A 21026-nucleotide genomic window follows, 5' to 3' on the forward strand; every position below is an offset into this window, starting at 1 on the left:
AGCAGCGTACGGCCTCCGGGTGGAAGTGCCACCGGTCAGGTTTCCGGCCCGGGACCGCCGACGGGCAGGGCTCCCGGCCGGCGCGGAACGCCGGCCGGGAGCCGTTGCCGTGCCGGGTCAGGCGTTGACCCGCTCCGGGTGCTGGTCCGGGCTGCCGGCGTCGGTGCCGGACTCGGCCATCGCGATGCCCTTGCGCTTGCTGAACACCACGGCCGCCACGATGATCAGCGCCGCCACGATCGCGATCGCGAGGCGCAGCGGGGTGTTCCGGTCGTCGCCCACGCTCCAGGCCACCACGGCCGGGGCGATCAGCAGCGAGACCAGGTTCATCACCTTGATCAGCGGGTTGATCGCCGGGCCGGCGGTGTCCTTGAACGGGTCACCGACGGTGTCGCCGATGACGGTCGCGGCGTGCGACTCGGAGCCCTTGCCGCCGTACGCGCCGTCCTCGACCAGCTTCTTCGCGTTGTCCCAGGCGCCACCGGAGTTGGCCAGGAAGACCGCCATCAGGGTGCCCGCGCCGATCGCACCGGCCAGGTAGGACGCCAGCGCGCCCGGGCCGAGGCCGAAGCCGACCGCGATCGGGGCCAGGATGGCCAGCAGGCCGGGGGTCATCAGCTCGCGCTGCGCGTCCCGGGTGCAGATGTCGACGACCTTGCCGTACTCGGGCCGCTGGGTGCGGTCCATGATGCCGGGCAGCTCACGGAACTGCCGGCGGACCTCCATCACCACGGCGCCGGCCGAGCGGGAGACCGCGTTGATGGCCAGGCCGGAGAAGAGGAAGACCACCGCCGCGCCGATGATCAGGCCGACCAGGTTGCGCGGGTTGGCCACGTTGAGCGCGTTGAGGATCTCGGTGCCGACGTCGCCCACGCCCGCGTCCCCGTACGAGGAGCGCAGCGTGTCGGTGTACGAGCCGAACAGCGCGGTCGCGGCGAGCACCGCGGTGGCGATCGCGATGCCCTTGGTGATCGCCTTGGTGGTGTTGCCGACCGCGTCCAGCTCGGTCAGCGTCCGCGCGCCGTGCTCGTCGATGTCGCCGGACATCTCGGCCACGCCCTGCGCGTTGTCGGAGATCGGGCCGAAGGTGTCCATGGCGACGATGACGCCGACGGTGGTGAGCAGGCCGGTGCCGGCCAGCGCCACCGCGAACAGCGACAGGGTGATGGAGCTGCCACCGAGCAGGAACGCCCCGAACACGCCGGCGCCGATCAGCAGCGCCGAGTAGACGGCCGACTCCAGGCCGACGCTGATGCCGGCGAGGATGACGGTGGCCGGGCCGGTCTGCGAGCTCTTGCCGATGTCCTGCACCGGGCGCCGGTTGGTCTCGGTGAAGTAGCCGGTGAGCGCCTGGATCGCGGCGGCCAGCACGATGCCGATCACCACCGCGCCGATGGCCACCAACCGGGGGTTGCCGGACGCGTCGGTCAGCCCGCTGTCGAACTCGCCGAAGGTCGCCGGCAGGTAGGCGAACGCGGCGATCGAGACCAGCACCGCGGCGATCACCGCGGAGAGGTAGAAGGCCCGGTTGATCGCGGTGAGGCCGTTGCGGTCGCTGGGGCGCAGCCGGGTGATGAAGACGCCGACGATCGCGACCAGCACGCCGATGGTGGAGATGATCAGGGGGAAGACCAGGCCGTCCTCGCCGAACGCGGCGCGACCCAGGATCAGCGCGGCGACCAGGGTGACCGCGTACGACTCGAAGAGGTCGGCGGCCATGCCGGCGCAGTCACCGACGTTGTCGCCGACGTTGTCGGCGATGGTGGCGGCGTTGCGCGGGTCGTCCTCGGGGATGCCCTGCTCGACCTTGCCGACCAGGTCGGCGCCGACGTCGGCGGCCTTGGTGAAGATGCCGCCGCCGACCCGCATGAACATGGCGAGCAGCGCGGCGCCGAAGCCGAAGCCCTCCAGCACGGTGGGCGCGTCACCCCGGAAGATCAGCACGACCAGCGCCGCGCCGAACAGGCCGAGGCCGACGGTGAGGAAGCCGACCACCCCACCGGTACGGAAGGCGATCTTCATGGCGCCCTCGCGCCCGCCTTCGCGCTCCCGGGCGGCCGCGGCCACCCGCAGGTTCGCGCGGGTGGCCAGCCACATGCCGGCGCCACCGATGAACGCGCTGAACCCGGCGCCCACCACGAAGAACGCCGAGCGGCCGATCTTCACCAGGGTCTCGTTGCCGTCGGTGTCGTGCACCGGCAGCAGGAACAGCAGCACGACGGCGACGACCACGAAGATCGCCAGGGTACGGAACTGCCGCAGCAGGTACGCGGACGCGCCCTCCTGCACCGCCCCGGAAATCTCCTGCATGTTGGTGGTGCCCTTACCGGCTGCCAGCACCGCCCTGGTCAGGGTGGCGGCGAAGACGAGCGCCACCAGCGCGATGACCGCGGCGATGACGACGTACGTCACGTTGGCTCCGGTAAGGGACAGTGCGCCGCCGTCGGCGGCCAAGGTCCCGGACATCTATGTCCTCCTGTACCGAACACTCGCGCCGGCCCATGGAGACGCACGGACCGACGCCTGGAATGCGGACTCGCAAGCGTGCGCCAACCCACTCCGGCGGACCAGCGATGAACACCCATTCCCGCTGGCTGCGGGACGGGTCACTTGCTGACAACTCGCGTACTGTAGCCCTCCGACGTGTTGAGGGTCACAGCGAGGTGGCACCCGGTCTCGATGATCTTCGTCGCTGTGCTATGCGAAAAAATCTGATATATGGGGCGACCAGCACGACGAGGCCGCGCTCCCCTCGGGAAACGCGGCCTTCAACGTCCTCAGCTCAGCGGCGGACCGGCCACACCATCTGGACCTCGGTGCCCACGCCCTCCTCCACCGGGCGCACCTGGAGGTCCTCGACGAAGCCGGCGAGCAGCGCGAACCCGACGCCGGTGGTCAGCGCGTCCTCGCTCAGCGACTCCTGGGCCAACTCGTCCGGGGCCAGCGCGGCCAGCCCGATGCCCGCCTCGATCGGGGCCCGGTCCACCACCCGCACCGTGTACGCGCCGCTGTCCGACATCTCCACGTACACCGGGTCGGGCAGGCCGTACTGCCGGTGCAGGGCGACCGCCCGGGTGCACGCCTCACCGATGGCCAGGCGCACCTCGTCGAGCAGGTCCTCGCGTACCCCCGCCCGACGGGCGACCGCGACACCGACCAGACGGGCGGTCCGCACGTGCACCGGCGCCGGCGAGAAGGAAAGCTTGACGGTCGCCATCACGCGCCGGCACCGGTCGGGTCGGCGCTGATCGCCGCGTCGACCGTCGGGTGCAGCGGGAAGACCTGGTCCAGCGCGGTGATCCGGAAGATCTTGAGCAGCGGCTCCTTGTCGCAGACCAGGGCGAACGAGCCACCGGACGAGCGCAGCCGCTTGAGCGCCCCGACCAGCACGCCGAGGCCGGTCGAGTCGAGGAAGTCCACCCGGCCCAGGTCGACCACGACCCGGCGGGCCCCGCCGTCGATCAGTTCGAGGAGCCGTTCCCGCAGGCGCGGCGCGGTGTAGACGTCCACCTCACCGCCGACCTCGAGCACCGTGTGCTCCCCCACGGTGCGGGTCGCCAGCGACAGCTCCATCGGTCCCTCCTCGGTAAGCTCTCCTGGGCATCTAACCATCCCCGCACGTGGCCCCTTCGGGTCACCGGCGGCGGCTCTCCCATACCCAGGCCCCCCGGTTCCCAATTCCGAACACCAGTGCGAGAGTGCAGGACGTGACGTTCGACGAGTCCAGCTCGGCGCCGCCGGTCGCCGACCGGACGGCGTCGTCCACCGGCCCCGCGCCGCCGGTCGCCGGCCGGGAGGCGTCGTCCACCGGCCCCGGGCCGGGGCGTGCCGGTGCCGGCCGCCCGCCGGCCGAGCTGCTGCGCCGGCTCCGGCTCCGGCACGCCACCGACCCGGTCACCCACGTCGAACGGGTGCCGGCCCGCGCCGGGGAGCCCGCGCCGTGGCCCGACTGGGCGCCGGCGGAACTGCGGGCGGCGTTCGCCGGGCGCGGCGTGGTCGCCCCGTGGCGGCACCAGGCCGAGGCCGCCGAGCTGGCGTACGCGGGCCAGCACGTCGTGGTGGCCACCGGGACGGCGTCCGGCAAGTCGCTGGCGTACCAGCTGCCGGCGCTGGCCACGCTGCTCGCCGACCCGCGCGCCACGGTGCTCTACCTGGCCCCGACCAAGGCGCTCGCCGCCGACCAGCTACGCGCCGTCGCCGGCCTGGAACTCGACGGGGTACGCCCCGCCACCTACGACGGGGACACCCCCCGCGCCGAACGCGAATGGATCCGCCGGCACTCCCGGTTCGTGCTGACCAACCCCGACATGCTGCACCACGGCATCCTGCCCGGGCACGCGCACTGGTCGGGCTTCCTGCGCCGGCTCGCCTACGTGGTGGTCGACGAGTGCCACACCTACCGCGGGGTGTTCGGCTCACACGTGGCGCACGTGCTGCGGCGGCTGCGCCGGCAGTGCGCCCGCTACGGGCGGCCCTCCGGTCAGGCACTCGCCGGCCCGCGCAGCACCCCGGTCTTCGTGCTGGCCTCGGCCACCTCGGGCGACCCGGCGACGGCGGCCGGGCGGCTCACCGGCCTGCCGGTCGCGGCCGTCACCGAGGACACCTCGCCGCGCGGCGGGGTGACCTTCGCACTCTGGGAGCCGCCGCTGCTGCCCCCGCCCTCCGCCGACGAGGAGGTCGCCGACCTGGCGTCCGTCCGGCGTTCGGCGCTGCGGGAGACCGCCGACCTGCTGACCGACAGCGTCATCGAGGGGGTACGCACGCTCGCCTTCGTCCGGTCCCGGCGCGGCGCCGAGGTGGTCGCCGCGAACGCGCGGCGGGCCCTCGACGAGGCGGTGCCCGGGCTCGGTGCCCGGGTGGCCGCCTACCGGGCCGGCTACCTGCGCGAGGAGCGGCGCGAACTGGAACGCGCGCTGCTCCACGGCGACCTGCTCGGGCTCGCCTCCACCAACGCGCTCGAACTCGGCGTCGACCTGGTCGGGCTGGACGCCGTGCTGATCTGCGGCTGGCCGGGCACCCGGGCGTCGCTCTGGCAGCAGGCCGGCCGGGCCGGCCGCTCCGGCGACGAGGCGCTCGCGGTGCTGGTGGCCCGGGACGACCCGCTCGACACCTACCTGGTGCACCATCCGGAGGCGCTGTTCGGGCGGCCCGTCGAGGCGACCGTGCTCGACCCGGCCAACCCGTACGTGCTCGCCCCGCAACTGGCCTGCGCCGCGCACGAGGCCCCACTCATCCCCGCCGACCTGGAACTCTTCGGCGAGGGCGCGAAGGAGGCGGTCGACTCGCTGGTCGAGGCGGGCGCTCTGCGCCAGCGGCCCACCGGCTGGTACTGGCGGCACCGGGAACGCCCCGAGGTCGACCTGCGCGGTGAGGGCGGAGCCCCGGTCTGCGTGGTGGAGGAGTCCACCGGGCGGCTGCTCGGCACCGTCGACGGCGGCTCCGCGCACTTCCTGCTCCACACCGGCGCGGTCTACCTGCACCAGGGCGTCTCGTACGTGGTCGACTCGCTCGACCTGGCCGACGGGTGCGCGCTGGTGCACGCCGAGGAGCCGGACTGGTCCACCCACGCCCGGGACGTCACCTCGCTGTCGGTGGTGTCCGTCCGGTCGTACGTGGACGCCGGCCCGGTCGGGCTCTTCCTCGGCGAGGTGGACGTGACCAGCCAGGTGGTGTCGTACCAGCGGCGGCGGATCGCCACCGGCGAGGTGATCGACACCCGGCCGCTGGACCTGCCGGCGCGGGAACTGCGCACCGTCGCGGTCTGGTTCACCCTCTCCCCGGAGTCGCTGGCGCTCGCCGGCGTCGAGGCGGCCGACATCCCGGGCGCGTTGCACGCCGCCGAGCACGCCGGGATCGGCCTGCTGCCGCTGATGGCGACCTGCGACCGCTGGGACATCGGCGGCCTCTCCACCGCCCTGCACCCGGACACCGAGGCCCCCACCGTCTTCGTGTACGACGGCCACCCCGGCGGCGCCGGCTTCGCCGAGCGGGCGTACGCGACGGCGGCGGGATGGCTGCGGGCCACCCGCGACGCCATCGCCGAGTGTGGCTGCGAGTCGGGGTGCCCCTCCTGCGTCCAGTCCCCGAAGTGCGGCAACGGCAACAACCCGCTCTCCAAGCCGGACGCCGTCAAGGTCCTCGACGTGGTCCTGGCCAACCTGGCCAAGGCCACTCCGGACGGCGCGACGGTCCCGGCCGCCGGCACCGGCGCGGAGGTTGCGGAGGTTACGCCCGCAGAAGGCAGGGTTGCCGGTGCGGGCAGCGGTGCGGCCGGCTCGGGCAGCGAGGCGGTCGGCTCGGGCGGCGGGACGGTCGGCTCGGGCGGCGGGGCTTCGGGCGGCGCCGGTGGTGGTCGAGTGCTTCCTCGGCAGGATGAACGGGCGACCGAGCGAACAGCGACCGAGTGAGCACGCCGCCCTCGGCGGGCTGAGGTAGCTGTCGTCGTATCCGTCACCCGGCCACGCCGCGGCACCGGTGCCGCACACGTTCGAGCGGTTGTCGCCGGCCGGGTGTCGGGGCGGTTGGGCCGGCCCGAGTTGCCCGGCCGGAGCCCGTCAGGTGCGCGGGTGGTCTGGGTCGGAGGCGTGCTCGGCTCGGTCGGGGCGGCCGGGTGTCTGGGTGGTGGGATGTGTGGTTGAGCAAGTGATCGGGTGGGCATTGACGTATGGGAGCGCTTCCATGGCTTCCTGGCCGTGCTGGGCGTTCCCCCGACCGAGCTGAGATTCTTCCCGCCGGAGGAGATGCCATGGCCGACACCATCGCCGAGACCGTCGACCTGCTCTACACGATCGACCAGGAGAACCTCACCCCCGACCAGCTGATCGCCCTGGGCAGCGCGATGGCCCACCTGGCCCAGGCGGAACGCCTGGAACAGATCAACGAGCGTCTGCGCGGCATCCACCAGGTGTTGAACTCCTGGGCGATGAAGGCCACGGTCGACGGCGTCCGCTGAGAGCGGCCGGCCGGCCGCGCGGACCGGTGGCCGGCGGGGCCGGCGTCACGCGTCGCGCGGTGTGGACCGGTGGCGTGGCGGGGCGGACGTCGGGAGCCGGGCTGTGCGAGACTCCGGCGTTCGCCCCCTCTAAGGAGATCCCATGCAGCTCGACAGCCTGCAGACCCAGCATCAGTTCTTCATCCGGCAGCGGATCCGGATGATGGTCAACCAGTACGAGGTCCGCGCGGTCGCTCCGGACGGCACCGAGGGCCCGCTGCTCGCGTTCGCGCAGCAGAAGCGCCTCGCGTTCAAGGAGCAGGTGACCATCTACACCGACGACTCCAAGCAGTACCCGCTGCTCGGGTTCAAGGCCCGCCAGCGGCTCGACCTCGGCGCCACGTACGACGTGACCGACCACGCCGGCACCCCGATCGGCCTGTTCCGCAAGGACTTCGCCCAGTCGCTGCTGCGCTCGACGTGGCACGTCGAGCAGGCCGGCCTGCCGCAGATCACCGGGCAGGAGCGCAGCATGCCGGTGGCGCTGCTGCGGCGGTTCGTCGACTCGCTCTCCTGGCTGCCGTACCACTTCGACTTCGTCGCGGGCGGTCAGCCGGTGTTCTCGGTCATCAAGAAGTGGGGCCTGCGCGACCGCTACGTGGTGGAGATCCAGAGCCCGCACATCGACCGGCGCCTGGTGATCGCGATGGCCGTCGGCCTGGACGCCCTCCAGGGCCGCTGACCCGGCCGGCATGATCCACCGCGGCCCGTCGGTGAACCGAGCCGACGTCACGTGACGGGGTCGGGGCGGACGTTCAGCACCGTCCAGCCCTGACCCCGCGGGTCAGCCGCGGATCGGGCCGGCCCGGGAGGTGACCGTGGCGGTGCGGCGCAATCCGGGCAACGGAGAAACCTCGACCTGCGCCGTGATCAGGACGTCGAGCCCGTCGAGCCGGCAGGCCACCAGTCGCCCGCCGTTCGCCCTGGTCACCGCGCCGGCCCGGGCGCACGCGGCGACGTCCCCGTCCAGCACCTGACCGGCGCCGGCCAGCGCGCCGAAGTCCGCCGCGACGCGGGCCTGCTGTCGCGCCAGCCGGGCGGCACCGACCGCCGCGCCGAAGAGCCCGACCAGCACGAAGACCAACCCGGCCGCGAGCAGGCAGAGGGTCGCCCCACCCCGCTCCGCCGCCCGCCGGTCGAGCCCCGACCGGGCCGCCGCGACCGACCCGACGCCGGCCGCGGCCGGCGGACTCCGGTCTGTGCCGCGGTGCTGCCGGCCGGGCCGGCCGAAGCCCGATCCGGGCAGCCCACCCGTCCTGGTCGCGGCTCGGTCGCGCCGGGCCGACCGGCGTGACCCCGAGCAGGCAGCTCCTTCCGTCATGGTCGTGGCCCCGGGGTGCCGGGTTCGACGACGGCCACCGCGGTGGCCGAGACGGTGAGCCGGGGCAGTCGTGCCCCGAGTGCCCGGACCGGGGCCCGGACCGTGGCGGTGACCTGCTCGCCCGCGACGCTGACGGAGACCTCGGCGCCGGCGGGGGCGTGCCGCGCCCCGGCGGCCTCGCCGGGCTCGCCCCGGGAGGCGGCGAGCGCCGCCTCCCGGGCCGCGTCGAGGCAGCCGGCCCGTGTGGTCACCGAGTCGACCGCGGTGAGGCCGGTGAGGAGCAGCAGCAGGAGCGCCGGCAGGCCGGCCGCCATCTCGGCGGTGAAGGAGCCCCGCTCCGCGTCGCACCGGGCCTGCCGTCCAGGGCGGACAGTCCCGGCCCACCGGCGTTCCGTCACTTCAGCGCCCGGTCGATGACGGCGGTGAGGGCTGACTGCACGTTGCCGGAGGTGAGCACCTTCAGCAGGATGCCGGCGAAGGCCACCGCGGCGAGGGTGCCGACCGCGTACTCGGCAGTGTTCATCCCGGCGTCACCGCGCAGGCGGGTGAGGAGTTTGCGCATGTCGTACTCCTTGTCTCAGGGGATCACAGCACGTCGCCGAGGACGGCGACGATCACCGGCACCAGACCGGCGAGAATGAAGGCGGGCAGGAAGCAGAGCCCCAGCGGCAGCACGATGAGGACTCCGGCCCGGCGGGCCGCCGCCTCGGCCGCCGTGGACCGGTCCGCCCGCAGATCGTCGGCGAGGCGGACGAGGGCGCCGGCCAACGCGGCGCCGCTGTCGGCCGAGCGGATCGCGGCGGCCACCAGCCGGTCGGCGCCGGCCACCGGGCCGAGGTGGCTCCACGCCTCGGCCGCCGTGCCGCCCAACTCCAACGTGCGGCCCACCCGACCGAGCCGGTCCGCGAGCGGCCCGCCGAGCGCCTCGGCGACCGCCAGCACCGACCGGTCGACCGGTGCCCCGGCCCGCAGCGCGGCCGCGAGCAGGTCGGCGGCCAGCGGAAGCTCCGCCGCCTCGCGCAGGCGGCGGTCCCGCAACGAGGGTGGCTCGACCCGCCGGAGCAGGCGGTCCGCGAGCACGCCCGTCAGCGCCCCGGTGATCAGCCCGGCCGCGCCGCCGACCAGCACGAGGGCGGCCACGCCGGCGGCCACGGAGGCGAGCCGGATCGCATCCGGCCACCAGCCCGGCCGGGCCCGCCCGCGCGTCGAACCGGACCGCCACCCGCGCCCCAGCCGTGGCGCCAGCCGACGCAGCCGCCGTCCCGGTCCGGCCACCGGACCCGGCACGACCAGGAGCAACGCCGCTCCGGCGAGGCAGCCGGCGGCCACCGCCCGGCCCGACATCAGGCCGCCCGCCCGGAGGTCGCGCCGAGGCGTTCCGCCCAGAGCAGCCCGCCGATCTGGAGGGCGACGGCGGTGAGGGCGCTGCCGCCGCCGAGGGTGCTGTGCAGCAGCACGTCCACGGGGTCGACGCCGATGGCGTAGCCGAGCCCGATGCCACCCAGCGGCAGCGCGGCGAGCAGCCAGGCCGTGGCGCGGGCGCCGGCCGCCTGGGCGTCCGCCGCGGCCAGGCCACGGTCGGTGGCGCGCGCATCCGCCTCGACCCGTTCGAGCAGTTCGGCCAGGGGCGCCCCGGTGCGGTCGGCCAGCCGTACGGCGGCCCGCCCCAGACTGGCCAGCCGGGTCGGACCGTCGAGCGGCTCGAACGCCACCGGCAGGCCGGCCCGCAGGTCGGCGGCGAGGGCGCAGAGCCGGTCCAGCTCACCCCGTCGGGCCCGGTCGGCCGCCGCCCCGGCATGCCGGCGCCGGACGGCCCGGGCGCACAGGAGGGCGTAGGCGGCCAGCACCGACCCGCCCACCGGGCCGCCGAGCACCGTCCCGATCACCCCGCCCAGCAGGGCCACCACCAGCAGGGCCGGCCGGGTGGGCAGGGCAGCCACCCGGTCCCGCACGCTCCACCTGGCAGCGGCCGCGCTCGTTGCCGGCCAGCCGGCTCCGCCGTGCCCGGCAGCCGAGGCCGGGGCGCGCGGGAGGCCGCCGGCCGGCTTGTCCCGCCGGGTGCTCACGGCCGGCCGGTCCATCCGGTCCCCGGGGTGTGCGCTGGACCGCGCCGCCGGGGCCGGCCCGGCCGCCGGCGCGCCCGTCCAGCCCGGCGGCGACGAGGCACCAGCCAGGTCCCGCGCGGTCCAGGACCGGCCCGGCCCGGACGCCAGCCGGAGCGCGGCGGCCGGGTGGCCCGGGTCCCGCCGGTTCGGTGGCCGGCCGGCCGGCGGTCGGTCCAGCATGGACATGCCGGCCGGGACCCGGGGAACGATCGGCGGCCCGCCGCGCACCAGCGGGGCCGCCCGGCCCGTCCCGGGCCGGTACGAGGGGGCGAGGACGGCGCGGCGGCGGGTCCGGGCGGTGCGTACCGGCCAGGCGACGACCGCCGCGGCGCCGATCAGAAGCACGGTCACCAGCCAGGCCATCCCGGTCACGCCGGGCCTGCCGGGCCTGCCGGGCCGGACCAGGCTGCACCGAGCAGCGGCGGCACGGCGACGTCGCGCTCCCGCAGCAGCGCGCCGAGCCGCCGGGCGGCGAGGCCGAGGCCGCGTCCGCGTACCCAGGCGGGGACCACCGTGGCGAGCCGGTCCGGGCCTTCGGGAAGCAGCAGGCCGATCGACTCGAGCACCCGGCCCTGGGTGGTGCGGCGCAGGTGGAGGAGCACCTGGAGCGCCGCGGTGACCTGGGCGTGCAGGGCGGCCCGGGGCAGGCCGCCGAGCAGCCCGAGCGCTTCGAGCCGGGCCGGGACGTCGGTCGGGGTGTTGGCGTGCAGCGTCCCCGCGCCGCCGTCATGGCCGGTGTTGAGGGCGGCGAGCAGGTCGACCACCTCCGCGCCCCGGCACTCGCCCACCACCAGCCGGTCGGGCCGCATCCGCAGCGCCTGACGGACCAGGTCGCTCAGACCCACCGCACCGGCACCCTCCACGTTCGACGTGCGCGCCTGCAGACCGATCACGTGCGGGTGGATTGGGCGCAGCTCGGCGGCGTCCTCGACGAAGACGATCCGCTCGGTGGCGGGGACCAGCCCGAGCAGCGTGTTGAGCAGGGTGGTCTTGCCCACGCGTAGCAATGTGCTACCGCGACCGGGTGAAGCGCTCGCAACGCCACCCGGTCGGCCACCCTCCCTAGAAGGGCAGAGCCTTGACCGTCACAGCTACAGCACCCGCGCCGGCCGGTAGCCGGCTGTCCACCGCCGACACCCACGGCATCCCCCGACTCGACCGGCTCTCGGTCACCGACGCCATCGAGCGGCACAACGTCTCCGGCTACGTCGCCTTCACGATGGGCGCCCGTATCCGCTCCGAGGCGGACGTCGACGCCGTGGCCTCGACCTGGCCGCCGATGTCACCCGAGCAGATCGCCGACTTGGACCGCTGGTGCGCCAGGGTCGCCGCGACGTCGGCCCGCACCCTCGCCGAGTGGTGGGGGATCTCCCTGGCCACCGCCGAGCAGGTGCGCGACCTCATGGCCGGTGGTGCCTGATGACCGACACCGCCGCCGTCGCCCTGCTGGCCGTGCTGCTCGGCGGCCCGGCCGTGATGCTCACGCCGTTCTGGCTGGCCCGGCTGACCGCCGAGCAGCACGCCGATGGCACCGCCGCCGCCATCCGCCGGGAGCACACCCGGGCCGCTGACCGTCCGAAGGAGTTGACCCGATGACCGAGCGGGCCGACCAGTTGCGCGACGCCGTGCTGTCCATGGCCATCCGGTACGCCGAGGCCAGGCAGGACTACGCCTACACCCTCAACGCCCACGCCGACGTGCGGGCGCGGCACCTGCGTGCCATGCACCGCCGCCTGATCGCCCTGAGCCGGCTCACCCGCGCTCTGGCCAACCTGTCCGGAGGTCCCCGGTGAACCTGACGGCTTTCGCGTCCCGTGCTGCTGCCGCCCTCGTGGCGGCGGTGGCCGGGTTCGCTTCCTACCGGCACATCTACGACGTGGCCACCGCCGCTGGTGAGCACCAGGGCGTGGCCGCCGTGCTGCCGCTGGCGATCGACGGCCTGATCCTGGTCGCCACGCTGGCGATGCTCGACGACAAGCGCCGGCAGCGCCGGCCGCGGCTGTCGGCCCGGGTCGCCCTCGGGTTCGGGGTGGCCGCCACCCTTGCCGCCAACGTGGCCAGCGCCCATCCGACCGTCACCGCCCGTCTGGTCGCCGCCGTCCCGGCGGTGTCCTTCCTCCTGGCGGTGGAGGTGTTGGCCCGGTCCGGTAAGCCGCTGCCGGTCGCCGAGCCGGTCGAGGTGACGCCGGAACCCGCCCCGGCCGACCCGTGGCGGTACGCCGAGCCGGTCGAGCCGGTGACGCCAACCTCCGGGTCACGTGACCCGGAGGTTGGCGTCAAGCCGCCCGTCACCAGGCCGCGCGCCAAGAGCCTCACCAGCGCGGAGAAGGTCGCCAAGGCTGCCGCCAAGCTGCCCGCCGGCACGGTCGCGCAGATCGCCGCCAAAGCCGGGGTGAGTGAGTCCACCGCCCGCCGCTATCTGCCGTCACCAACCGCGCCGGTAGCTGCGGAAACCCGCATCAACGGAACGTCAGTGGAGGTGAACGCCTGATGGCTGCGCAGACCGTCCGCATCGTGGAGCTGGAGAAGCTGCTCCGCCGCCGCAAGCGCCTCGGGTGGCGGTTGACGTACCGCTACCTGTCCGGCCGTCCGCTCGATGGCCGCACCGGCTACGGCTACCTACGCCGCGGCGCTGGCCGGCTCGCCGGGTGGCAGCGGCAGATCATCCGCGTCGGCACGCCCGGCGCCGTTGCCCTGGCGGCCGTCTACCCGGAACAGGCGCAGGCCACCGCCGGCGGCGTCGCCCTGGTTGCCGCCGTGAAGGGCCGTCAGCGGCTCGTGCGGCGCCGGTTTGACCGGGCGTACGTCCGGCCGACGCTGGCCGCCGTCGCCCCACCGCTGGGCATGCAGACCGGCGTAGAGCTTCACGTCGACTCGTCGTTGGGCAACCTCGTGCAGCGCCTCGCCAAGCCGCTGTCGCCGGCCGAGGAAGCCGCACGGCTGTGGTACGGCGAGCACGTCGAGCCGGTGCTGCGGTGGCTGCCCGACCGGGTGCAGCGCGGCGCGTGGGCGCTCCAGCGCAAGGCACGTCCGGTGACGGCCCGCCTCGAGGTGTTCCGTCGCCCAGCACCCGAGTACGGGCCGCGCATCGAGCTGACCATCCGATCCCCGTACTTGACCGCCGACCAGCGCAAGCTGGTGTCGTCCATCATCAGCAGCAAAATCCCCGTCTCCGGGCTGGTCGAGAGCTGGGATCAGGTCGGCCCGCAGGTGGTGGCCCGGTGGACCGTCCGCCGCCGGCCGCCGTCCCAGGTCGGTCACGAGCGCGTGGTGGCCGAGCTGCCCAAGCTCGCCGAGTGGGAGTTCTACATCGGTGACGGCATCGGCGGCCAGGCCGTCACCATCAGCTTCCGCGAGGACTCCCCGCACATCGCCATCTCAGCCGGGTCCGGCGCCGGGAAGTCGGTGCTCGCCCAGCTGGTCGCGGTGCAGGTGCTCGCCCGCGGTGGCCGGGTGCTCATCCTGGACCGCAAGGGTTCCCACCGGGCGCTGCTCGGCCTGCCCGGCGTCGACTACTGCACCCGGCCCGAGCAGATGCACCACGCGCTCATCCGCACTGAGGGCCTGGCCGACGAGCGGAACACCCTCGCCCTGCACGAGCCGGAAGACTGGGACCCGGGCGAGCGGTGGCTGGTCATCGCCGAAGAGCTGAACGCCACCATCGGCCAGCTGGCGAACTGGTGGGCGGAGAACCGCGGCAAGGGTGAGCCGAAGCGGTCCCCGGCGATCTCCGCGCTGGCCAATCTGCTGTTCATGGGCCGGAGCGCGAAAGTCAACGTGATTGCCATCGCGCAGATGCTCACCGCACGGGCGATCGGCGGACCGGAGGCCCGGGAGAACTTCGGCATTCGCTGCCTGGCGAGGTACACGGCGAACAACTGGAAAATGCTCGTGCCGGAGGCGGCAATGCCCAAGTCGTCGCGAACTCTCGGCCGGTGGCAAATCGTCATCGGCGGACAGTCGACAGAGGTACAGGTCGCCTACCTCAACAAAGCGCAGGTACGCGCCATCATCACGCCGGAAGTCCCTGATAGCCCGCTGACCAGCGACGTCCCCGAGGACGGGGACATGATGACGCTGCGGGACGCCGTCGACGCCGGTGTGCTGCCCTGGTCGTACGACGCAGCCAAGAAGCGCATTCAGCGGCGCGTAGGGGCCATTCCCGAGCCGCGAGGAAAGCGCGGAAACGCCGACCTGTACGCCCGGCAGGATCTCGCCGAATGGGCCGGCAGCAGCAAATAGGAAAGTGGGCAGCGAAACGCCCCCGGGGGAGGACGAGTCCCCGGGGGCGTTTCCGTGTCGGCGTGGCGCGCAGGTCGCGTCACAGGGCCCGCAGATAGGGCCCCTCCGCGCCTTCCTGTCCGTTGCCCCGGTGTGGATCCCCGAGATTGGGCACCGGCGGTGAGGTTGACGCGCCACGCCGCAAGATCAGGTGTCAGGCGGTGGTCGGGACGTCCAGCAGTCGGGCGGCCTGCGGCCGGACGACCTTCGCACCGGTCATCCGGTACAGCGTCAGGTTCCGCTCACCCTTCGGCCGGGAGTTGGCGCCCAGCCGCGGCGTGACCTCCACGAACGAGCCGATCCGGTCGACCACCACGTACGCCCGCGACAGGTTGCCGTACACCATCACGTAGTTGCTGGCGGTCGCCGCCGCGTTGTAGCTGCCGTCCATGTTCGACGTCTCCCACACCCGCCGGCCGAGCAGCGACGGCGGGTTGGCCATCAGCTCCGGGAACTTGATGGCCCCGTTCGTGGTCTCGAACTGGCGGGCGGCGTTGACGATCGCGATGTTGGCGTACCACGCGGCGCCGTCGGAGAACCGCGGCGGCAGGGCGTTCTGCAATGCGTAGATGTCGGCCGCGGTGAACGCCTCCGACACCGACGAGTTGATCTCGCTGGATGTGCCGACCAGACCGGTGATGAGGCCCTGCGGCGCGGTCGTGCCGTTGCCGGTGGTGAACGCGGTGGCCTCGAGCTGGTCGACGGCGTCCATGACGACCGGCTGGAGCTCGGCGACCAGGTCGCGGGTCGACCACGCCAGCTCGTACGAGTAGACGACGTTGCAGTCGCCGAGGAACAGCGGAATGTCCACCTCGGCCAGCGCCGGCGAGCCGTCCGCCGCCTCGGCCGCCTCCGTCTTCCACTCGGCGGTGGCCCCGGCGGACGTGACCACCCGGTGCTGGTTGGTGGCGGTCTGCACGACCCGGCTGTTGCGGCGGATCGGGTTGATCGACCCGTCCGAGGTGAGCAGGATCGACGGGTCCAGCGACAGCGGGATCAGCTCGCCGCCGACATTGTTGCCGGTCGACATCGCCGAGCGCATCTCGTCGCCGAGCGCCCGCGCCCGCCGGTACGCCTCCGACTCCCGGCCATCCCAGGTCAGGTGCCCGCGCTGCGGGTCGGCGAGCAGCTTGCCGAACGCCCGCAGGTAGTCCGGGTCCCCGGCGGCCTCCGCCCACCGGGCGGCGTTGGACCGTTCGCCGGTGGTGCCGGTGCGCAGCAGCCGGTCCACCTTGTCGGCGCTGTGGGTGGGCAGCTCACCGGCCCGCTCCGCCGCCTCGACGAACCGCAGCGCCTTGTCCCGCTGCGGGCCGCGCCGGGCCTGGTCCCCGCCGTCCTGCCGGGCGCCGTCACCGCCGATCACGCTGCCGCCGGCGGCCAGGTCGGTCACCGCGTCGCGCATCTCCTCGTCCAGGCGCTCGACGTCAACCCGCGCCTTGGTCTGCCCGGCGGTCAGCCGCTCCCACCGCTCCTGCTGGCCGGCGGTCGGGGTGCCGTCACCGATCGCCCGGTCCAGCTCGCCCATGTCGGCCTCGATGCGGGACCGCTTCGCGCGCGCCTCGTCCAGCTCCGCGCGGATGATGCTGATGCTGCGTGCCATGTACTCACTTCTCCTCAGGAAGGCACGGTCAAGGGTTCTGCCGTTGCTCCCTGGGAGGCCCGAACGGGCGGCCCGGGTCGGATGCTCGCGCCGGTACTGGTCGACGGGGCGGGAGGCTTGCGCGGCCCGCGGCGCCGGCCCCGGGCGCGGCCCGGTGGCAGATCGATCATAGGTCACTCGGTGGTGTCGCCGAGCCGTTGCCCCGGCCGCCACGCGGCCAGTACCTCCAGGTACCGCTCACGGTCACCGAACGCCGCCGGGCCGAGCTGGTCGACCAGCCCGAGCAGCCACCCGGCCAGCGCCCACGGGTCCACGGTGGCCAGCACCGCGTCAGCGCCAGCCACGTCACCCCGAGCCATCGCCGACAGCACCGCGACCGCGGCTCCCGTCACGTCGTCGTGGTCACGCGTCACGCGTCACGCCTCCCGTCACGGCGCACCCGGGGCGCGGGGGTCGGACGCAAAACCGCAGGTCGCGACCCATCCGTCCCTATGGCGGGAATCTGTGTGCGGAACATCTGGGGCGTCACGCGTTACGCCCCAGCGTCACGGCGTCGCGGGGGGAGAAACGCCTGACGGTAGTGCTGAGGGTCAGGAACGGTCCTCGCCCGGACGCCTACCGCCCCCCTGGTCCTGCCCATCACCCCAACCGACCGGAGATCTTGGCTCTGCGTGGCTCTGAGCGGGCTGATGCTGGTCATGCGAGTCTCCGTCGCCACGTTCCGGTGAAGGCGTCGAGCCATGAGCGGACGACGTGTCCGTTGTCGACCTCGCACATCTCGCCTCGGTCGAGGTCGACCACCACCACGTCTGGGTCGCTGCCGTCGTCGTCCTCTTCGTCGCGCCAGAACACGGCGTCGTCGAGGCGTTCGATCGCGTCGTCTAGGTCGTCGGCCTGGTCGAGCACTGCGCCGGTGGTTAGGTTGACGACGGCATACCGAGCTACTGACATTTCTGGCCACTCATCCGAGGTATCCCTACTGACATTTCTGGCCATTGGCGAGTGGCCAGATTTGTCACCACCCCTACGCACGGTCCACCTCCCGGAAGAGGTCGAGGGTTTCCTTGTCGACCGTCTCGATGTCCAGGCGGTACCGCCATCCACGGTCCCGGTCGTCGATCTCCAGCAGCCCCAGGGCGTGAAGCTCCTGGAGCACCCGGTCGACGGTCTTGCGTGGCCGCTGGAGACGCTTCACCGCGTCGGCGCAGTTGGTGTACGGGTTGTCGGCCACGTCGAGCAGCACCAGGCGGCGCAGCGGCGGCATGGTGTCCCGGGCGACCCGCAGCGCGATCCGGCGGGCGTGCTCGCGGCTCATCCCGAGTGCCATGCCACCCCGGATGATCTGCCCGAGCTGCTTGGCGAAGCGGGTGGGCATCTCCGGGGCGTGGGCGTCGAGCACGTTGCCCTGGTAGTCCCGCTCCACCGCCGTACGGGCCAGGGTCACCAGGTCGGCCACGTCCAGCAGCTCGTTCATGTCGTCGTCGGTGAGGTCGGCGCGGCACCCGTCCAGCGCATCGAGGATGCTGCTGGCCGCCGTCTCCAGCTCGGTGCGCATCTCGACTTCGCGGCCGACGTTGGCCAGCGCCTGGCGGCCGGCTTCCCGGCGGCCGGAGGTGGAGTCCATCCGCACGAGGGCGAACCGGTCGCCCATCGCGGAGATGACGCCGTGCGCCGCGTCGTAGGCGGTGGTGACCGCACCGATGAGGACCATGCGACCCGACCAGGTGAGGGTGCGCCCGCCGTCGGTGCCGACGTTGCGCTCCCACCTGCCGTCGTACACCTCGCGGAGCGCGGCGAGCACGGCGGCGCGGCTGTCCCGGTTCATCGACAGGATGCTGGTGAAGTCCTTGATCACGAGGGTGCCGTTGGTGCCGACCCGGCGTAGGAGTCCGCCGGTCGCGTCCTTGGCCTTCTCCTTCTGGGAGGCGGCCGACAGCAGCGCACCCTCGCTGGTGATCGTGCTGGTGATGATGGCCTTCCCGCCGAGCGCGCCGACGGTCTCCGTCTTCGCGTTGCCCGAGCCGGAGATGACCAGCAGCCACGTCGGGTCGCCGGTGAGGTGGTGAACTGCTGCGGTGGCGAGCACGGCGTCGAGGGCGTCGAGGTCGTACTCCTTGCCCAGCCAGCGGGTGAAGGTGTCGTGTACCTGCTCGATGGTGGTCACGCGGCTGCCCTCCCGAACAGGTCCCGCTCCTCGACGGTCAGCGTGGCGCCGTTCTCCGGCGAGCTGTACGGCTCGGCTCGGAGTTCCCGCTTGTCGAGGTCGATGCAGCGGCACAGCCACCGGATGACGCCACGCGGGCTGTACGGCTTCACGCCGACTGCGCGGGTGATCTCCTCGGCGATGGCCTTCTCAGCGGCGGCGTAGCCGGCGGCGAACCCCTCGGCGAAGTGCCACTGGCCTTCCCATTCGGTCTGCTGGTGCCACCCGAGCGGTAGACTCAGCTTGGTCTCGTCGGACTGCTGGATGGCCGCCCCGTTGCCCGCGGGGCGGCTTTTCTCATGCGGCTGCACTCTGGCCACCCCCGTTCGTGAGGAGGGCGGCGAGGCGGGCGCGCTGCTCGTGGGTGAGCGGCGGCGCGGTGTCGACCAGGCGGCGGATGTGCTCTTCCAGCTCGGCGGCGCGTAGGTCGCGGCGCAGGTCGGGAAGCCGGGGGTCTTCGGGTCCGTGCCAGCGCTCGATGATGGCGACGGTCGCGGCGGCGTTGCGGCGAGGCTGTGACTTCGCGGCCATAGGGCAGGTTCCTCCGACCTGCTCCGCTGAGAGCTGGTCACCTGCCCCAGGCTTTGTCCGGGTGTCCTGGGTGCGTCCCGGGCGGCGTCCTACCGCATTCGATCTGCTGTTCGAAGAGCTTACATGATCTGGGAAAGCGTCACGACCACCAGACTCCGCCGGCCCGGGCCGGTGTGTCGCGCCCAGACCGCCGTGATCCGCTCGTGCCGGAGTTTCCACGTTTCCCCGCACCGGCACTCCCACCGGTACGTCCGGTCGTGCCAGTCCCACGCCGTCTCCGGCGCCGGATCGCCGTGGTTCGCCGCCTCCCACGGGCGGTAGTCCTGCTGCCGAACGTTGGGGCGCGGTGTGACCAACAGGCCGTCGCGGGTCCAGTCCGGGTTGGTGAGCCTGCCGGCCCAGCCGGGCCGGGTCACGTCGGCCAGGTTCCGTCCGCACGGGCACCGTAGGCGCAGGATCATGGGTGCTCTCCTGTCGTGCGGGTATGCCGATACGATCGTGCATGGGTCGCTTGCCCTTCTAGGGAGGGTGAGTGATCAAGTCGTCCCCGGTTGGTGTTGCGAGCACCGCCGGGGGCGCACCGTTTCAGTTGTCGGTCAGGTGTTCCAGGTGATCTCCACCTTGCTGGGGTCGAACTCGCGGCGGCCGCTGCCGCCCGGCTGGAGCGTCACGGTCATCAAGGTCTGGATCACGGCCCGCTGCCGCTCCAGGGGCAGTTGGTCCCACACCGCCCGTACGTCGTCGGCGTCGACCAGCTCGGCGAGCACGGGCGCGCGGCTGCTGTGCGAGATCGCAGCCTCGATCTCGTCGAGCCGGGCGCGGATGCGCTCCGATCCGGCGCGCAGTTGGCCACGGTCGATCGCGCCATCGGCGAACGCGGCGGCCAGGTCGTCGAGCCGCACCCGAAGGGCGAGGGATTCCTCGCGCAGTGCTGGCACGTCGGGCCGGTTGTCGTCGACCAGGAGGTCGCGGGCATCAGGCCGAGCCAGCCGGGCAATGGCCAGCTCGGTCACGTAGTCGTCGACCCAATCCCGGCGCCGGCCCACGCATGCGCCAGCCCGACACTTGTAGATGTAGCGGTAGCCGTCGCTCTCCCGATCGCGCTTGATGCCGGCGGACGTGATTGACCCGCCGCACTTCCCGCACCGGGCGATGCCGCTGAGCAGGTAGGCGGCCCGGTTGCCGGTGGTGGTGCGCCGTGACGGGTCGTTGAGCAGGGTGACCAGTGCCGCGTGCGTTTCCTCGGTGAGGATGGCTGGCCACTGACCCTTGCCGACGACCTGGCCGCGGTACTCGGACAGCCCGGCGAGCCGGGGCCGCCGGAGCAGGTCCCGCGCCGTGCCCGGCGTCCACTTCATGCCCCGGACCGTGACCACACCCCGGTTGTTGAGGTCGCGGGTGACCGCGCCGAGCGGTACTCCGGCGAGCAGCTGCTCGGCCATCTTGGCGACCTCGGCGGCCTCGGCGGGCTCCAGTTGTAGGCCATCCTTGGTGTAGCCGAAGCAGCGCCGGCCGCCGTGGTTGAGTCCGCGTTCGGCGCGCTGCTGGGCGGCGCGGGCAACTCGCTCGCCCATCTCCTCTGCCTCGCCAGCGTCCTGGGCGGCAAGGGTCCGCGCGATCCGACGGCCCTGAGCGGTGGTGAGGTCGAACTCGGGCGAACGGATGTAGGCGAACTCGACGCCGTGCTCCGTGGCCAGGTCGATCAGGTCCTCGAACTCTCGCGGGCGTCGGGTGAGTCGGCCGGTTGTGTACGCGGCGATCACCTCGAACTGGCCAGCCCGGGCGGCTTCGAGCATCCGGCGGTACTCCGGCCGCGGCTTGCGGGACCGGCTCGACGCGCCGAGGTCGTTGTCTACGAAGTCGGCGACGTAGACCAGACCGCGACGCTCGGCGAGCGCGTCGAGGTCTTCGTCTTGGCGCTGTACGCCGAGCTCTTGACCTTCGCGGTCCTGGGAGATCCGCCGGTACTTCGCGGCAGGTCGTTTCCTCATGCG

24 protein-coding genes and 1 pseudogene are annotated in these 21026 nt (G+C 73.2%); 8 read left to right on the forward strand and 17 right to left on the reverse strand.

Features of this window, described 5'->3' with window-relative positions:
- Positions 1 to 117: 117 nt before the first annotated feature.
- The 3 genes from ACIBPB_RS03705 to ACIBPB_RS03715 form a co-directional block, all read right to left on the reverse strand.
- Complete coding sequence (locus ACIBPB_RS03705) at positions 118 to 2466, reverse strand: sodium-translocating pyrophosphatase (RefSeq protein WP_396838025.1); 2349 nt, start codon at positions 2464 to 2466, stop codon at positions 118 to 120.
- Between the two features lie 316 nt (positions 2467 to 2782).
- Positions 2783 to 3217, reverse strand: coding sequence for an ATP-binding protein (locus ACIBPB_RS03710; protein ID WP_396838026.1), 435 nt, complete (start codon positions 3215 to 3217; stop codon positions 2783 to 2785).
- Entirely contained in the window at positions 3217 to 3573 is a 357-nt protein-coding gene (locus ACIBPB_RS03715) for an STAS domain-containing protein (RefSeq protein ID WP_396838027.1), read from the reverse strand. Before ACIBPB_RS03715 ends, ACIBPB_RS03710 begins: the two co-directional genes overlap by 1 nt.
- Before the next feature lie 125 nt (positions 3574 to 3698).
- Between ACIBPB_RS03715 and ACIBPB_RS03720 the strand changes: the two genes are divergently transcribed.
- The 3 genes from ACIBPB_RS03720 to ACIBPB_RS03730 all read left to right on the forward strand — a co-directional run bounded on the left by ACIBPB_RS03720 (position 3699) and on the right by ACIBPB_RS03730 (position 7673).
- A complete protein-coding gene (locus ACIBPB_RS03720; protein WP_396838028.1) occupies positions 3699 to 6407 on the forward strand; it encodes a DEAD/DEAH box helicase in 2709 nt (902 codons plus the stop codon).
- 338 nt (positions 6408 to 6745) lie between these two features.
- Positions 6746 to 6952 (forward strand): hypothetical protein, encoded by a 207-nt coding sequence (locus ACIBPB_RS03725; protein WP_357309188.1) that lies wholly within the window; start codon positions 6746 to 6748, stop codon positions 6950 to 6952.
- A 142-nt stretch (positions 6953 to 7094) separates the two neighbouring features.
- Positions 7095 to 7673 carry a hypothetical protein gene (locus ACIBPB_RS03730; RefSeq protein ID WP_357309185.1) on the forward strand — a complete coding sequence of 193 codons (579 nt, stop codon included), beginning with the start codon at positions 7095 to 7097 and terminating at the stop codon, positions 7671 to 7673.
- Positions 7674 to 7775: 102 nt separating this feature from the next.
- On the opposite strand, the gene ACIBPB_RS03735 is transcribed toward ACIBPB_RS03730, so the two are convergent.
- From ACIBPB_RS03735 to ACIBPB_RS03760, 6 genes and pseudogenes are all read right to left on the reverse strand, one after another.
- Complete coding sequence (locus ACIBPB_RS03735; protein WP_396838181.1) at positions 7776 to 8090, reverse strand: Rv3654c family TadE-like protein; 315 nt, start codon at positions 8088 to 8090, stop codon at positions 7776 to 7778.
- 218 nt (positions 8091 to 8308) lie between these two features.
- Positions 8309 to 8710, reverse strand: coding sequence for a TadE family type IV pilus minor pilin (locus tag ACIBPB_RS03740; RefSeq protein ID WP_396838029.1), 402 nt, complete (start codon positions 8708 to 8710; stop codon positions 8309 to 8311).
- Positions 8707 to 8874 (reverse strand): DUF4244 domain-containing protein, encoded by a 168-nt coding sequence (locus tag ACIBPB_RS03745; protein ID WP_013283643.1) that lies wholly within the window; start codon positions 8872 to 8874, stop codon positions 8707 to 8709. Before ACIBPB_RS03745 ends, ACIBPB_RS03740 begins: the two co-directional genes overlap by 4 nt.
- A 23-nt stretch (positions 8875 to 8897) precedes the next feature.
- Entirely contained in the window at positions 8898 to 9656 is a 759-nt protein-coding gene (locus ACIBPB_RS03750) for a type II secretion system F family protein (RefSeq protein WP_396838030.1), read from the reverse strand.
- The gene (locus ACIBPB_RS03755; protein WP_396838031.1) at positions 9656 to 10768 is read right to left on the reverse strand and encodes a type II secretion system F family protein; all 1113 of its coding nucleotides are present in this window, start codon (positions 10766 to 10768) and stop codon (positions 9656 to 9658) included. Before ACIBPB_RS03755 ends, ACIBPB_RS03750 begins: the two co-directional genes overlap by 1 nt.
- Before the next feature lie 17 nt (positions 10769 to 10785).
- Positions 10786 to 11412, reverse strand: a pseudogene (locus tag ACIBPB_RS03760) (ATPase, T2SS/T4P/T4SS family); the annotation flags it as partial.
- 83 nt (positions 11413 to 11495) lie between these two features.
- Here ACIBPB_RS03760 and ACIBPB_RS03765 point away from each other — a divergent pair.
- The 5 genes from ACIBPB_RS03765 (at position 11496) to ACIBPB_RS03785 (ending at position 14659) form a co-directional block, all read left to right on the forward strand.
- Positions 11496 to 11837, forward strand: coding sequence for a hypothetical protein (locus tag ACIBPB_RS03765; protein ID WP_396838032.1), 342 nt, complete (start codon positions 11496 to 11498; stop codon positions 11835 to 11837).
- A complete protein-coding gene (locus ACIBPB_RS03770; protein ID WP_396838033.1) occupies positions 11837 to 12013 on the forward strand; it encodes a hypothetical protein in 177 nt (58 codons plus the stop codon). The genes ACIBPB_RS03765 and ACIBPB_RS03770 overlap by 1 nt, the downstream gene beginning before the upstream one ends.
- Complete coding sequence (locus tag ACIBPB_RS03775; protein WP_396838034.1) at positions 12010 to 12210, forward strand: hypothetical protein; 201 nt, start codon at positions 12010 to 12012, stop codon at positions 12208 to 12210. Before ACIBPB_RS03770 ends, ACIBPB_RS03775 begins: the two co-directional genes overlap by 4 nt.
- Positions 12207 to 12908 (forward strand): DUF2637 domain-containing protein, encoded by a 702-nt coding sequence (locus ACIBPB_RS03780; protein WP_396838035.1) that lies wholly within the window; start codon positions 12207 to 12209, stop codon positions 12906 to 12908. Before ACIBPB_RS03775 ends, ACIBPB_RS03780 begins: the two co-directional genes overlap by 4 nt.
- Before the next feature lie 71 nt (positions 12909 to 12979).
- Positions 12980 to 14659 carry a helicase HerA domain-containing protein gene (locus ACIBPB_RS03785; RefSeq protein WP_396838036.1) on the forward strand — a complete coding sequence of 560 codons (1680 nt, stop codon included), beginning with the start codon at positions 12980 to 12982 and terminating at the stop codon, positions 14657 to 14659.
- A 193-nt stretch (positions 14660 to 14852) separates the two neighbouring features.
- Here ACIBPB_RS03785 and ACIBPB_RS03790 read toward each other — a convergent pair whose 3' ends face one another.
- The 8 genes from ACIBPB_RS03790 to ACIBPB_RS03825 form a co-directional block, all read right to left on the reverse strand.
- Positions 14853 to 16298 carry a phage major capsid protein gene (locus tag ACIBPB_RS03790; protein WP_396838037.1) on the reverse strand — a complete coding sequence of 482 codons (1446 nt, stop codon included), beginning with the start codon at positions 16296 to 16298 and terminating at the stop codon, positions 14853 to 14855.
- Positions 16299 to 16471: 173 nt separating this feature from the next.
- The gene (locus ACIBPB_RS03795; RefSeq protein ID WP_357329499.1) at positions 16472 to 16711 is read right to left on the reverse strand and encodes a hypothetical protein; all 240 of its coding nucleotides are present in this window, start codon (positions 16709 to 16711) and stop codon (positions 16472 to 16474) included.
- Positions 16712 to 16994: 283 nt separating this feature from the next.
- Entirely contained in the window at positions 16995 to 17204 is a 210-nt protein-coding gene (locus ACIBPB_RS03800) for a hypothetical protein (RefSeq protein ID WP_396838038.1), read from the reverse strand.
- Positions 17205 to 17322: 118 nt separating this feature from the next.
- Positions 17323 to 18462, reverse strand: coding sequence for a hypothetical protein (locus ACIBPB_RS03805; RefSeq protein WP_396838039.1), 1140 nt, complete (start codon positions 18460 to 18462; stop codon positions 17323 to 17325).
- On the reverse strand, positions 18459 to 18812 hold the full coding sequence (locus ACIBPB_RS03810) for a hypothetical protein (protein WP_396838040.1): 354 nt from the start codon (positions 18810 to 18812) through the stop codon (positions 18459 to 18461). The genes ACIBPB_RS03805 and ACIBPB_RS03810 overlap by 4 nt, the downstream gene beginning before the upstream one ends.
- Positions 18799 to 19032 (reverse strand): hypothetical protein, encoded by a 234-nt coding sequence (locus ACIBPB_RS03815; RefSeq protein ID WP_396838041.1) that lies wholly within the window; start codon positions 19030 to 19032, stop codon positions 18799 to 18801. Before ACIBPB_RS03815 ends, ACIBPB_RS03810 begins: the two co-directional genes overlap by 14 nt.
- Before the next feature lie 119 nt (positions 19033 to 19151).
- On the reverse strand, positions 19152 to 19493 hold the full coding sequence (locus ACIBPB_RS03820; RefSeq protein ID WP_396838042.1) for a hypothetical protein: 342 nt from the start codon (positions 19491 to 19493) through the stop codon (positions 19152 to 19154).
- A 135-nt stretch (positions 19494 to 19628) separates the two neighbouring features.
- The gene (locus ACIBPB_RS03825) at positions 19629 to 21023 is read right to left on the reverse strand and encodes a recombinase family protein (RefSeq protein WP_396838043.1); all 1395 of its coding nucleotides are present in this window, start codon (positions 21021 to 21023) and stop codon (positions 19629 to 19631) included.
- Between the last annotated feature and the right edge of the window lie 3 nt (positions 21024 to 21026).

The sequence above is a fragment of the Micromonospora sp. NPDC049836 genome (assembly GCF_044465125.1).
GTDB lineage: Bacteria > Actinomycetota > Actinomycetes > Mycobacteriales > Micromonosporaceae > Micromonospora.